This window comes from Thermoproteota archaeon (genome assembly GCA_030130125.1).
Lineage (GTDB): Archaea > Korarchaeota > Korarchaeia > Korarchaeales > Korarchaeaceae > Korarchaeum.
The window spans coordinates 1-12,620 of record JARZZM010000009.1; the positions used below are offsets into that span (position 1 = coordinate 1).

A 12,620-nucleotide genomic window follows, 5' to 3' on the forward strand; every position below is an offset into this window, starting at 1 on the left:
GGCTCATACCTTATCCCCCTCTTCTCATCCAGAACGGCCCTCACCTTTCTGGGCTCCTTGTCGTACTGGGGTTTTGGTATTCCCTCCCTGAACTTCTCAGGCGGGTAGATCTGCTCCTCAAACGTGTAGAATGCAACATCGTGTACTTTGGTGAACTTGAGCGAGTTAGTCGGGCATATGTCCACGCAGAACCCGCAGAAGATGCACCTAGTGTAGTTTATGCCGGGCCTCCTCACGGGCCTCTTACCCTCTTCAGATTCCTCCTTCGAGATGTACATTTTCATCGCGTCGGCCGGGCACACCATAGCACAGAGACCGCACTTTATGCAGGTATCCCAGTCGTACTCTATCATCCCCCTGTAGCCGTCGGGGAACTCCTGTATGTCATCAGGGTACATGAGGGTGAGCCTGTGGCCACCCAGCATGTACTTGGCCCCCGTTGCGAGGGCCTTTATGTGACGGATCGTCCTCTCAACTGCCAACTCAAGCACCTCCCATTATCATGATCTCAACCAGTGAGATGAAGATGGAGATTATCGACAGGGGCAGCATCGTCTTCCATCCCAAGTCCATCGCCTGATCTATCCTGAACCTCGGGTAGACGGCCCTGAGGAAGGCCCCTATCACTATTATGATGAAGGCCTTGATGAAGAGCAGGACCCCAGGCAGGAGCGGATCGTTGGCCATGAAACCTGGTATGGGGTTCCATCCTCCCAAGAAGAGTATTGTGAACACCAAGCTGAGCACGTAAAGCTTCACATAGGAAGCTCCCATGACCAGACCGTAGAGAATGCCGCTGTACTCGGTGTAAGCGCCTGCGACTATCTCGCTTTCAGCCTCGGGTATCTCGAATGGGAACTTGCTGGTGGACATGTACATGAGGACGAGCATAGTTATGGCCGCCACCGGATTCAGGAAGATTCCCCATATGCCTTTCTGTGCCTCAGCTATCTCCACCAAGTCTAAGGAACCGTAGAGAATGGCAATGGAAAGTGCCGACAGGAACATGGGTATCTCATAGGAGACTACTATGTAGCCCTCTCTCACACCCCCTATTAGGGAGAACTTGTTGTTGCTGGCCCATCCCATCACAACGGTGAATATCGGGGCTAGGGTTGATAGGGCCAGCACTATGAGGAGGCTTAGATCGCTTCTGAAGGCGTAGAACGTGGGGCTGACTGGTATAGCTATGGTGGGCAGGTAGGCGGCGCCAAAGAGCAGAGCAGGGGTCATTATGAAGGCCAGCTTGTCGACGGTCTTCGGTATGATGGGCTCTTGGAACAGGTACCTGAGCAGGTCGGCGACCATCTGTATTGCACCGCCCAACGGTTTGAGGACGTAGAGGGGACCATACCTCAGCTGCACCTTGGCTGCTATCTTTCTCTCAAGCCAGATAATCACGAGTAGGAGCAGGAAAGCTACGGTTATCCCCGGAAATATCAGGGGAACGAACACATAAGGCTCGAATATTACACTCAACAGGTCCTGCATCACCTATCAGCCTCCGGCGGGAAGTAATCCAGACTACCGTAAATCGCGGGGATGTCGGCGACTCTGGCTCCCTTGGTGAGGTGCTCGAAGAGTATGACGTTCCTGAATGAGGGGGTGACCATCCTCATCCTGTAGGGACTCATCTTCCCGTCGCTGATTATGTGGAAGACGACCTCTCCCCTTCCTCCCTCTACCCTAGCCACGGCCTCTCCGGCCGGGACCCTTAGGTTGGCGAAGACTCCGGGGAACTTTATGTGACCGGTCTCCTCCACCTGCTTCCTCAGGTTCGGCGGGATCATCTTCATGTATTTCTCGTCGAGGATGGGACCGTCAGGTATCTTCTTCAAGACCTGTCTGATTATCTTGATGCTCTCCTGTATCTCCCTCACCCTTACCATGACCCTAGCGAATGCATCGCCATCCTCCTCCGTTATCACGTCAAAATCCAGTTCGGGATAGGCCGCGTAGGGCTCTGCCTTCCTTACGTCGTAGGGAACGCCGCTAGCCCTTAGGTTCGGCCCAGTCACGCCAAGTTTTATCGCATCCTCCTTGGTCAGTACCCCCACTCCCTCGAGCCTAGCTCTAGTCACAGGGTTGTTGAAGTAGATGTCGAAGTAGTCGGGCATCCTGTTCTCTAGGTACCTCATCACCTTCTCCACCTTGTCCTCGAAGCCTTGAGGCAGATCCCTCCTCACCCCTCCGGGCACTATGTAGGAATAGGTTAGTCTGGCACCAGTCAGCTCTTGTGCCAGTTCTATTAGGGGCTCCCTGTCTCCGAAGCACCACATGTAAGCGGTTGATGACCCTATCATGACCCCATGAATGCCCATGCCGTAGAAGTGGCTGTGAATCCTGTTTATCTCCGCTAGGAGGGTCCTCAGGTACTGTGCCCTAGGTGGTGGCTCTATTCCCAGCAGCTTCTCCACAGCCATGACGTAGGCCAAGTTGTTGGCGGTGGTATCAGCCAAAGAAGGCCTCTCCACCAAAGGTATTATCTGAAGGTACTTCTTGACTTCTGCCAGCTTCTCTACCGATCGATGCACGTAACCTATGTTAGGCCTCAGCTCTACCACTATATCCCCGTCTATCTTGGCCACGAGCCTCATGTGCCCTGATGCGGGATGTTGAGGGCCTATTAGTACCTCTAGCTCTCTCTCCTCTAAGCTCATGCGTTTATCCCCTCCGTCTTCACCTTGAACTCCTTCCTGAGTGGCGGTATGCCCTCGTAGCTTTCTGGAAGCAGTAACCTCTCACCCATCCTAGGATGACCCTCGAACATTATCCCTATGAGATCGTGCTCTTCGTGCTCTTGATATAGGACGCTCGGCCAGACCTCCAGCAAGGAAGGCATCTTGGGGTCGTCGTAGGGCAGGTCGGTCCTCAGGTTGACTATGAAGTAGGCTAGCTCCAAGTTGGAGTATGAGGATGAGACATACACCACCTCGAATCTCTCGTTAGGGTAATCGATGGCCGTGACTGCCTTAACATGGTCGAAGCCCATTTCCTTGAGCCTCTTCGCTGCTTCCACTATCTTCTCCCGAGAGACTTTCACATCCACCACATTCGGCTCCTTCCCGGAGACCTCAGCGCCCAGATCCTTCATCCTCTCCTCTATTTGACTCTTCAGTTCCTCAAACTTCATAGGTCACCAGCTCCCCCTTCCTTATCTTCCTCTGAAGCATGATTATCGCTTGGGCAACTGCCTCGGGTCTTGGCGGGCATCCAGGGATGTAGACGTGAACTGGAAGGATGTCCTTCGGTCTCACTATGTTGTAGCTGTTCCAGAATATGCCGCCATCTATGCCGCAAGCACCCATGGCAACCACGAACTTGGGATCGGGCATCTGCTCGTAGACCCATATCGCCGCCTCGGCCATCTTCTTGCTGAGGGTCCCCTCTATGAAGAGGACGTTGCACTGCCTAGACGCTATAAAGGGGAGGAACCCGAACCTCTCGGTGTCGAACTTGGGCGCGGCGGAGGCTCCGAATTCAGCTCCACAGCAGGCGGTGGTGAAGTGGACCGGCCAGAGGGAGAAGGCTATCCCCCAGTCCCTCAGGCTCCTGATGGGAGTCTTGTTCACCAGCCAAGCTGCCGCCTTCCTGGCGGCTTTCTCCAAGTTACCAACCCACATACTTCCCTCTAATGCGCAGACCATAGTTCCAGCCTCCTAACGTAGTATATCCCGAACACGAGAGGGGATGCGAGGATCGCCACCATGGCGCCGAAAAGAAGAGTGGTGTTTAGAATGTATCTATGGGCCTCCATGAGGAATAGGAAAGAGTAGATCATGATAGGCTCTAGGGTAAGGAACAGGATCAGGAAGGGATAGTATTGCATCATGAAGAGGCCTCTCGCCCTTCCCCGCGGCGGGTTAGCGCACTCATATCTCTCTCTCTTTCTGGGATACTCCTTAGCCGGAGATAGTATCTTACCGAGGATAAAACCGATTATCCCAAGTCCTATACCTATCGCAATGCCTAAGGAAAATGTCACAAGGACCTCATTTGTCAAACCGAGACCTTCCATGATTCCTTGCCCCGTTCGAGATTCGAAATAATAGTTAAAAGCTTTCCTAGTTGATTATTGTGAATTTAATTTCCGATATTATCTAAATATATTTTTGAAGATGCAATAGAGAAAAATTTATTTTTATGTTTTAGCCCGAGCATAAAATATATTGGGATTTTTTCGTCTATCGTCGGAGTACGTAGGTAGTTCTTAGCGGGTAACCCGGGACAGTCTGGTGCATCCTTATTGTGGTGTGGTCAGAGAAACTTGGGCTTGTCATTAAAAATTAGGGATGTTAGTGGCTTTCTAGTAGTTCTTTCACTTCCTTTCTTCCCTCTTCTAGCTCCTTCACCTGCTCAGGGTCCAGAGAGAGGAGGAGCTCTAGAAACTCTCCTACATGAGTCTTTTCCTCCCTTGCCACGTCTAAGAATATCTTTCTGGCCTTCTCATCGTCTGTTGCACTGGCAAATTGAATGTAGAGGTTTATAGCATCTAGTTCAGCTATAATGGCATACCTCAGGGCTTGGGAGAGCTCCTCACGGGTCATCTTCCTTCCTCTTGAGAGTGATACCGGGTTCTCAGCCAGCATGTAAGACCACCTCGCTAGCAAGGGAGGCTTTCCCTTTAAAGTAGGAGGGATCCCTCAGTGGGAGTACCCGAACCCTCTAGAATGCTTATTTCGTAAAAAGAGTGAACAGACATGTGTTAATATTCTATACCTTCACGTGCGGGGATCCCGGAGGAGAAGGGGTGCTTTACCTCCTTGAACTCGGTCACGTAGTCCGACAATTCGTAAAAAGAGGGAGGAGCGTACCTTCCAGTGAGGACGACCTCCGTGCGTGGGTGCCTCGACTTGACCGCCGAGATCACCTCCCTCTCATCGATTAGATTGAAGGCCACAGCCACATTCACCTCGTCCAAGACCACCAACCTGTAGTTACCGGAGGACATGGCTTCCATGGCCTCTTTGAGACCTCTCTTGGCCATGGCTATATCTTCCTCTGTTGGCCTCTTTGGATCCACGAACCTCTCGCTGCCGAACCTCCTTACCTCTATCTCAGGTATTTTTCTGACCGCCATGACCTCCCCCGTCGGTAGTCCCTTCAGGAACTGGACTATAAGTACTCTACCTCCCCTTCCGGCTACCCTTAACGCCAAGCCAAAAGCCGCCGTGGTCTTTCCCTTGCCGTTACCCGTATAGAGGTGCACGAGCCCCTCTCTCACTTGAGTCCCCTCAAGAGACCACGCAGGCAGACCACCCGCAGTCCAGGCAGGTGACGCAGTCCTCCTTGTACACCAGCCTAGTGCTGCCGCACTCTGGACACCTCTCCACGTGATTCGCTGGCTGTGGCGATGGAGGTTTGAAGACCGGCTGAGCTAGAGCCTTCTCCTCAACGGGAGCCTTCTTGAGCTGGGGGAGCTCTATACCGAGCATCTCCATCATCTTAAGCGTCTGGTTCTCTGTCTTCACCACGTACTCGCCTTTCCTCTGGGAGGGGGTCACGAGAACCTGAGCCGCCTTAGAGCCGTCCCTATAGACGGTGATACCCTTCAATCCCAGCTTGTAGGCGAACAGGTAGGCCTTCTCAACGTCCGAGACGGACACCCAGTTGGGCATGTTTATTGTCTTGCTCACAGCAGCGCAGATCCACTTGGCTATCTCCGCCTGGGCCCTGACGTGATCCCACCACGGTATGTCGTAGGCCACGAGGAACACCTGCTGCATCCTCTTGAAGAGCTCCTCCTTGCCCTCGGGAGGCTCTATCCCCTGAAGCGAACCCCCATTATCGGCAATCTCCTTAAGAAGCTTCTCGTGGTAGAGGCCGTTCCCCTTGAGCTGCCTCTCCAGTTCCCTGTCCACGTAGAAGAAAGAGCCGACGGATACCCTCTTCTCATACACCAGAGCGAATTGAGGCTCTATTCCCGATGAAACGTCGGCTATCATGGAGATGGAACCAGTCGGGGCTATCGTCGTTACTTCGGCGTTCCTGATCCCGTACCTCCGTATCTCGTCCTTAAGGGTGTCCCAGTCTAGGTGCCACCACTCCGGATGGTAGAAGCCCTCGACCGGCATTTCCCCCTTGACATACCCTGATCTCCCGTAAAGTGGGAAGGTCCCCCTCTCTTTGGCCATTTCAACGCTCTCCTTCATGGCGAAGTAGGTGAGGTACTCAGCCACCCTCCTCATGAAATCGAACCCCTCCTCACTATTGTACGGTATTCCTAGCGCGAAGAGGACGTCAGCCAACCCCATCAAACCGAGACCGACCTTTCTCGTGGCCTTGGTGTTTCTCTCTATTTCCGGAATGGGGAATTTATTCACATCGATGACATTGTCGAGGAAACGAAGGGCCAGTCTTACATCCTCAGAGTAAGAATCCCAATCGAAGGATGTAATTCCGTTCTCTCTCCTGATGTAAGCGTATAAGTTAATACTTCCTAAGTTACAAGACTCATATGGATATAAAGGCTCCTCACCACAGTTGTGGTTTATCAGACCGTTCGCGATGTAGTTATGATATGTTGGGACGGTGAAGTCGTAGAAGTCCACTAAACCAGCATCCTCCACAGAGGAGACAGTTACCCATACCGAGTCCCTCTTTGTTTTTCTTAAGAGAAGTTTCTCCAGCTTTTCAATGCTCTCAAATCCTATTAAGTCCTTGAAGATCTTCCTGCTATAGCCCTTAATTATCAGCTCGTAGTATCCACCGGCCTTGTAAGTCCTCTCCTCCCCATCTTTAGTCGTGTAATGGAATTTCCCTTCATAGGGCCTCTCGTATATGGCTGAGTATATTCCAAAGGTGGTGAGCAGCACCTGTACCTCCTTCAGTAGTTCCAAGCTGGCGCTGGTCAGCCTCACCGCCCTGTCTGCGTCCACATACCCGTCTGCCGTAAACAGGCCGCTGAGGAACGCTAACAGGGCTCTAGGTGAGAGGCTCCATGCTACATCGGGCAGGCTTCTCTCTCTGCTCCTCTCCATCGTCTGACCCATCAGTTTCATGACATTCTTGTAGACAGTCGTTGCCCTGTTGTACTGGACCTTGTGCTCGCTCTCGCTCAGTACGTAAGTGTGGGAGAGTGGGTTGCCTCCGATCTTCTCTATCCCCCTCCTGACCCTCTCCTCAGCAGCCTTATCTCCGTGGCTGAAGAACCACGCTACATAATGCTTGTTCAGGGTCCCATCACCAACCAGCCAACCCAACGCAAAGGCCACATCCTCGTCCAAGTCGTAACTACCTTCATAGACCTCATCCAAGAACCAAGGGTGCAACCTCGCCAGTTTGATCTTATCCCCGGGCTTGAGATCTTTCGCCTCTATCCAGCCTTCTGGCGTGAGGACCTTGTGCTCTGGGGTGAGTGTCAACTCATATCCCTCCTTCGTGACCACCCTCAGTCCCTGCTTCCTTCCCACATGCCAGACCCAAGCTCTGACCCTCTTTGGAATGAGGAGCCTCAATTCATCTCCATGTACAGTCCTGTAGATGACCTCATCTCCCTCCGTAGCTACCAATTCTGTCTCATAGGCTTGAGGCTCACCGCTATCGCCCAAGACATCTTCATCAACGGCTACCGCCTTGACGGGGCCCCTCATCTTAGATAGTCGATAGATTTCAGAGGCTCGGAACCATCCTGCTGGCGTGAGCACCCTAGTATCGCCAGCTACGCAGGGATTAGTTGATTTTATTTCACCTAATGCTTCTTTCATTATATTTCTTTTATTTATATTATCAGCGAACAACACACCTGGATCTCCGGTGCGCCAAGCCATCTCGGCTATCTTCCTGAAGAACTCCCTAGGATTCAGGGTATCCCAAACTTCGCCATTTCTGGGATTGATGAGGGTGTACTCCTCTCCAGACTCGAACTTGGGCCAGAAGTCCTCCGTTATCATCACCGAGATGTTGAAGTTCTCGAACTGACCGGGCTTGGCTTTGGCCTCCACGAACTTCCATATGTCGGGATGCCATACCTCCAGTATGCCCATATTTGCTCCTCTTCTGCGCCCTCCCTGCTTCACCACGTCCGTGATCACATCTATTATTCTCATGAAACTGACCGGCCCCGAGGCCTGACCTCCGGTTGACCTGACTATGTCGCCCTGCGGTCTGAGCTTTGAGTAGTTTATTCCGACACCTCCGCCGGACTTGAATATCATCGCTGCGTCCGTGGCAGCCTTCATTATCGACTCCAAGCTATCGTCTATGTCCAATACAAAGCATGCCGATAGTTGACCCAGCCTAGTGCCAGCGTTGAACAGCGTCGGGGAGTTGGGAAGGAACCTCAGATCGACCATAAGCCTGTAATAGTTGAGGAAGTCTTGGTAATGGTGATCGAACTCTCCATGGAGGAGCATTTCCCAGAACTGGGACCAGCTCACCTTCATCCTCCCCTGCTCGTTGAGTTCATCGTAGAGCGCCTTCATCCTCTCCAAGTGGTAGCTGTTCCAAGTGAAGGTAGGGGCTAAATGGTCCTCTGGATGTCCGTTCTTAAGCCCCACCTTACCTTCCCATTCTTCAGGTGAGAACTCCTCCTTTGGGTGAATTGGCTGGCCGCCATCCTTATCGAACACCTTGGGATCGTGTAGCACGTCAGGGATCACCACTAGGGAGGCGACCCTTATGAACATACCCTTCGGGTCCTCCTTCAGCCTCCCGTCCGGGTCCTTCTGTAGATATCTAGCGGCAAGGAGCCTGATGGCATTTAGAGAGAGCCTCTTATCCACATCATCCACGTAGTCCTTGCCCAGAATGGCCATCTTCTCCTTCCTTATCTTCTCCCTCTCCTTCCTGTAGAGTATGTAGGCCTTGGCCACATCGAAGAGGTCGTACTTCATCAGGGCGAGTTCCACTATGTCCTGGATCTCCTCAACGTGGGGCGGATTATCGTCGCTGAACGTCCTGTTTATGACTCTGAGCACGTATCTAACTACCTTATCAAGTTTAGCTTCATCATAATGTCCTACCTCCCGCATAGCCCCCTCTATGGCCCTCTTTATACGAGAGGCATCGAATGGGACGATTCTACCGTCCCTCTTAACTACCTTAGTGACCGGCATACCCCTATCAATTCCATCACGGGAGCGATCTATAAGAACCCTACCTAGATCTTTTCCACTCCATTTTTCCGGTTTATCTTTTTATACGAACATAGATTTATGATAAATTTGATATTATAATAAAAAGTTGACACAAGTATGGGGCCCCCTTTGTGGACGGTCCGGCAGAGATCAGCACCTCTCAACTAATAAAGTTTAGTCTGCAGTGTTGAAAACTTTTTTCGAAGATGAACGTATTGAATTTAACCTACCCTAAGCGTAACTGAGCTCTAACCTTGATTCCGATATCCGAGTTAAGGGTTAAACCTTGTTGCTTAAGCGGGTGTTCTCGAGCTTCTTGGGGAGTGTCACACCCCTCTGCCCCTGATAGCTCCCGCTGTACGGCCTCTCTACTTCACCTTCCACCCTGAAGAACACCACATGAAGGAACCTTATGCCCTTGTACAGCTTCACGGGCGCAGGTCTGGTCCACATGACCTCTATCGTCAGTTGACCCTCGAAGCCAGCGTCTATCAGCGTTGGAGGGGCGACGAAACCCCATCTAGCAATGGAGGAGCGGAGCCCGCAGAGGGCAGCCACATCCTTGGGCATTCTCACGTACTCCTCGGTTACCAAGAGGATTGAGGTGTTCCCCGGTATTATTATCCCCTCGTCGGGGATCTCCCTGACGGAAAAATGCTTGGCGGGATTGTCCCTGATCGGATCTATTACCTCCCCAGTGACTATAGGGAAGGCTATCTCGGGCCCTATCCTCATATCAACCCCGTTTTCCCTGATCGTATCGTCGTACAGGGGATCTATGGAAAGCTCACCCGATTCGATAAGGGAGCGTATGCTGCTGTCCGACAGTATCATAGGAGACGCAGGTGGAGCCAATTACATAAGCTTTCTCCAGTCCAAGAACAGTGAAAATAGGTTAGATGATGTTCTTTACTCTCATCAGTTCAGCTAGGAGGATGGCTTGTCCCGCTGCCCCTCTTACCGTGTTATGTCCCACCACCACAAAGAGAAGCGAATGGTTGTTGGTCCCCTTCCTGATCCTGCCAACCACGACGCTCATACCACCTTCCGCATCCCTGTCGTATCTGGGTTGAGGCCTGTCACCCTCATTCCTCACGTGAACGGGTCTTGCTGGAGCGGTGGGTAGTTTCAGGCGCTGAGGCTCGGAGCTGAAATTCTGGAGGAGTTTGGCCGCCTCCTCGGGATCCACTTCTTCCTCGAACTCCGCGTGCACCGCTACCGTGTGACCGTCCAAGACGGGGACCCTAATGCACGTGGCCTGAACATCAAAGGATGCAAATATGACCTCGCCCCCATTTACCTCACCTAGCAGCTTCCTAGTTTCATTCTGTACCTTTTCCTCCTCTCCCGAGATGAAGGGAATTAGATTATCGATGATATCATAGGAGGGAACTCCTGGGTAGCCTGCCCCTGAGAGGGCCTGGTAGCTGGCTACGTCGAGTCTTTTGAGTGTGTAGGCGTCGTGCAATGGCTTCAAGGGAAGGGTAAGCACTGTGGTCGTGCAGTTGGGATCCGTGGCCACAGGCCCAACTCCAAGTTCCTCTTGCCTATCGATCAGCGAGAGGTGGTCTGGATTCACCTCCGGTATGATCAAGGGAACCAGTGGGTCCATCCTCAGGGCACTCGCGTTGCTCACTAGGGGTATGCCACGGTTCATCAGCTCCCTCTCAAACCTCCTCGCCTCCTTGGACGGCAGGGCTGAGAACACCAGATCCACTTCCCTCAGGCTCTCCAGCGAGTTCTCTCTCACCACTATGTCCCTGAACTCCTCCGGTACCTCTCCCTCTAGGACCCAGTTCACCTCCCCGTACCTCTTCCCGACGCTGGTCTTCCCAGTTATCACAGCAAGCTCGAACCAAGGGTGGCCCGATAGCATCTTGACGAACCGCTGCCCTACGGCCCCGGTGCCACCCAGTAGGGCTACCTTCATTCTTTCACCCCAAGATCACTCTGAGTTCCTCAGCTGCTCTCTCCCTGTCCTTCCAGTCAACGAAAACAGCGATCCTGTTGTGAACCGTCTGGAGGCCCAGTATGTTTATGCCCATCGCAGCCAAGGGTTCAGATATCTTGTGAATCACCCCAGGGATCTCCTCTATGGCCGCTCCCCACACCCTTATCATCGCCACATCCCTCCTGACCGTTACCGCCTTCGCCTCTCCCCTCTCTACCAAGGAGTGGAGCTTCCTCACCGTGTCCTCCGAATCGCCATCGACATACATTATCGTGGCCCTGTCGAGCGTACTTATGGAGAGTATACCCTCCATCCCACTCACGTTGAGTCCGTGACCATTCATGAGCAAGGTCACCATGCTGATGGGCTTCTCGTGTATCTCCACATGTAAATCGGGGATGTGGCCGTGCACCACAGTACCGCCGCCAGTGAACCTCCCCTCTCCTATGGAGACCACCCTCATCCTCACGGTCGGTGCCAAGTAGCGAATCGCCTTGTGATGCAGTACCCTAGCCCCTCCCAATGACATCATCAGCGCCTCTTCAGCCTTCAGCTCACTTATCTGATGGGCATTTTCAACCATCTTAGGATCAGCGGTCATTATTCCCTTGGAGTCCTTGACTAGGACTACCTCGTCTGCGTTGAGGCACCTAGCTAAGGTCACGGCAGTTGTGTCGCTACCGCCCCTGCCCAGTGTAGTGAGCTTGCCGTCCTTGGTCTTCCCTATGTAGCCGCATATGACCGGAACTACACTTCCTAGGAGGGGCTCTACGTGTGATATTGCAGCGCCGCAGGTTCTGGGAAGATCGGGGTCAGCATCACCGAATCTATCGTTGGTTATCACCGGCCACTTCGGTGAGCTCGGGTCTATGGCTACCGAAGGAACGCCCTCCGAGTTCAGAGCTGCGGCCATCAGTCTAGCGGACAGCACTTCCCCCATGCCAGCGATGGAATCTAGGAGCTCGTCACCGGCACCGACCTTCTCGGCCATGTCTATTAGTTGATCCGTGTGCCCCTTCATGGCTGAAACTACCAGTAGCAGCTCGTGTCCCTGATCGAACTCCCTCTTTGTTATTTCAGCTATCCTCTTGAAGTCCTCCGGCCCCTTGAGAACGGAGCCACCCAGCTTCACGACTACTCTCTTTCCCACCATGCCACCCCCTTCAGGGCCTCCGCAACTACCTCGCCCGCTGGTGTGAGACGGATTGGCTCTCCGTTGCCGAATTCTACGAGTTTCAGCTTTCTAAGATCCCTCAAAGCGAACCAAAATGATGAGACCGGTATATTGAACTCGTCCCTCGCTATCTTTGCCATAGAACTGGCGGATATCTTGCCGTTGAATCGGAGCGTTAGGGTGAGAACCGCCTTCTGGCGGGAGGTCAACTTGAAAAGTCCGAACAAAACCAGAGATTCCCTCAGGGAGGAGTCGCTCATCGATATTGGCGGGACATCACCTGAAATTGGCGGGACATCACCTCAACCTCCCGTTGAGGGGGCCTAAGACCTTCCTATTTAAAAAGTTAACTGACGAGAGGGCGTATCTCGGCCTAAATAGGTCAAAATAATTTCCAGTTTGGAGGGAGGTTCGACCC

At 52.7% G+C, this 12,620-nt stretch carries 13 protein-coding genes; all 13 read right to left on the reverse strand.

What is annotated here, in order from left to right; genetic code table 11:
* A partial coding sequence (locus QI197_01550; protein MDK2372044.1) for an NADH-quinone oxidoreductase subunit I occupies positions 1–482 on the reverse strand: 482 nt, incomplete at its 3' end.
* 1 nt (position 483) lies between these two features.
* Complete coding sequence (gene nuoH / locus QI197_01555; protein ID MDK2372045.1) at positions 484–1,491, reverse strand: NADH-quinone oxidoreductase subunit NuoH; 1,008 nt, start codon at positions 1,489–1,491, stop codon at positions 484–486.
* On the reverse strand, positions 1,491–2,660 hold the full coding sequence (locus QI197_01560; protein ID MDK2372046.1) for an NADH-quinone oxidoreductase subunit D: 1,170 nt from the start codon (positions 2,658–2,660) through the stop codon (positions 1,491–1,493). Before QI197_01560 ends, nuoH begins: the two co-directional genes overlap by 1 nt.
* Entirely contained in the window at positions 2,657–3,133 is a 477-nt protein-coding gene (locus QI197_01565) for an NADH-quinone oxidoreductase subunit C (GenBank protein MDK2372047.1), read from the reverse strand. Before QI197_01565 ends, QI197_01560 begins: the two co-directional genes overlap by 4 nt.
* Entirely contained in the window at positions 3,123–3,647 is a 525-nt protein-coding gene (gene nuoB, locus QI197_01570) for an NADH-quinone oxidoreductase subunit NuoB (GenBank protein ID MDK2372048.1), read from the reverse strand. Before nuoB ends, QI197_01565 begins: the two co-directional genes overlap by 11 nt.
* Positions 3,632–4,003 (reverse strand): NADH-quinone oxidoreductase subunit A, encoded by a 372-nt coding sequence (gene ndhC / locus QI197_01575; GenBank protein MDK2372049.1) that lies wholly within the window; start codon positions 4,001–4,003, stop codon positions 3,632–3,634. Before ndhC ends, nuoB begins: the two co-directional genes overlap by 16 nt.
* A 292-nt stretch (positions 4,004–4,295) precedes the next feature.
* Entirely contained in the window at positions 4,296–4,589 is a 294-nt protein-coding gene (locus QI197_01580) for a ferritin family protein (protein MDK2372050.1), read from the reverse strand.
* Positions 4,590–4,705: 116 nt separating this feature from the next.
* Positions 4,706–5,224 carry a cob(I)yrinic acid a,c-diamide adenosyltransferase gene (locus tag QI197_01585; protein ID MDK2372051.1) on the reverse strand — a complete coding sequence of 173 codons (519 nt, stop codon included), beginning with the start codon at positions 5,222–5,224 and terminating at the stop codon, positions 4,706–4,708.
* A 10-nt stretch (positions 5,225–5,234) separates the two neighbouring features.
* The gene (locus tag QI197_01590) at positions 5,235–9,056 is read right to left on the reverse strand and encodes an adenosylcobalamin-dependent ribonucleoside-diphosphate reductase (GenBank protein MDK2372052.1); all 3,822 of its coding nucleotides are present in this window, start codon (positions 9,054–9,056) and stop codon (positions 5,235–5,237) included.
* A 300-nt stretch (positions 9,057–9,356) separates the two neighbouring features.
* Positions 9,357–9,911 carry a dCTP deaminase gene (gene dcd / locus QI197_01595; protein MDK2372053.1) on the reverse strand — a complete coding sequence of 185 codons (555 nt, stop codon included), beginning with the start codon at positions 9,909–9,911 and terminating at the stop codon, positions 9,357–9,359.
* Between the two features lie 61 nt (positions 9,912–9,972).
* Positions 9,973–11,007: an aspartate-semialdehyde dehydrogenase gene (gene asd / locus QI197_01600; GenBank protein MDK2372054.1), complete on the reverse strand. Its 1,035-nt coding sequence runs from the start codon at positions 11,005–11,007 to the stop codon at positions 9,973–9,975.
* A gap of 4 nt (positions 11,008–11,011) precedes the next feature.
* A complete protein-coding gene (locus QI197_01605; protein ID MDK2372055.1) occupies positions 11,012–12,178 on the reverse strand; it encodes an aspartate kinase in 1,167 nt (388 codons plus the stop codon).
* Positions 12,163–12,462 carry a hypothetical protein gene (locus tag QI197_01610; GenBank protein ID MDK2372056.1) on the reverse strand — a complete coding sequence of 100 codons (300 nt, stop codon included), beginning with the start codon at positions 12,460–12,462 and terminating at the stop codon, positions 12,163–12,165. Before QI197_01610 ends, QI197_01605 begins: the two co-directional genes overlap by 16 nt.
* Positions 12,463–12,620: the final 158 nt, after the last annotated feature.

Coding starts and splice junctions, on each gene's coding strand:
- asd (MDK2372054.1), bottom strand. CDS start 11,007: ATGAAGGTAGCCCTACTGGGTGGCACCGGGGCCGTAGGGCAGCGGTTC.
- QI197_01580 (MDK2372050.1), bottom strand. CDS start 4,589: ATGCTGGCTGAGAACCCGGTATCACTCTCAAGAGGAAGGAAGATGACC.
- QI197_01560 (MDK2372046.1), bottom strand. CDS start 2,660: ATGAGCTTAGAGGAGAGAGAGCTAGAGGTACTAATAGGCCCTCAACAT.
- QI197_01565 (MDK2372047.1), bottom strand. CDS start 3,133: ATGAAGTTTGAGGAACTGAAGAGTCAAATAGAGGAGAGGATGAAGGAT.
- QI197_01610 (MDK2372056.1), bottom strand. CDS start 12,462: ATGAGCGACTCCTCCCTGAGGGAATCTCTGGTTTTGTTCGGACTTTTC.
- QI197_01590 (MDK2372052.1), bottom strand. CDS start 9,056: ATGCCGGTCACTAAGGTAGTTAAGAGGGACGGTAGAATCGTCCCATTC.
- nuoB (MDK2372048.1), bottom strand. CDS start 3,647: ATGGTCTGCGCATTAGAGGGAAGTATGTGGGTTGGTAACTTGGAGAAA.
- nuoH (MDK2372045.1), bottom strand. CDS start 1,491: ATGCAGGACCTGTTGAGTGTAATATTCGAGCCTTATGTGTTCGTTCCC.
- dcd (MDK2372053.1), bottom strand. CDS start 9,911: ATGATACTGTCGGACAGCAGCATACGCTCCCTTATCGAATCGGGTGAG.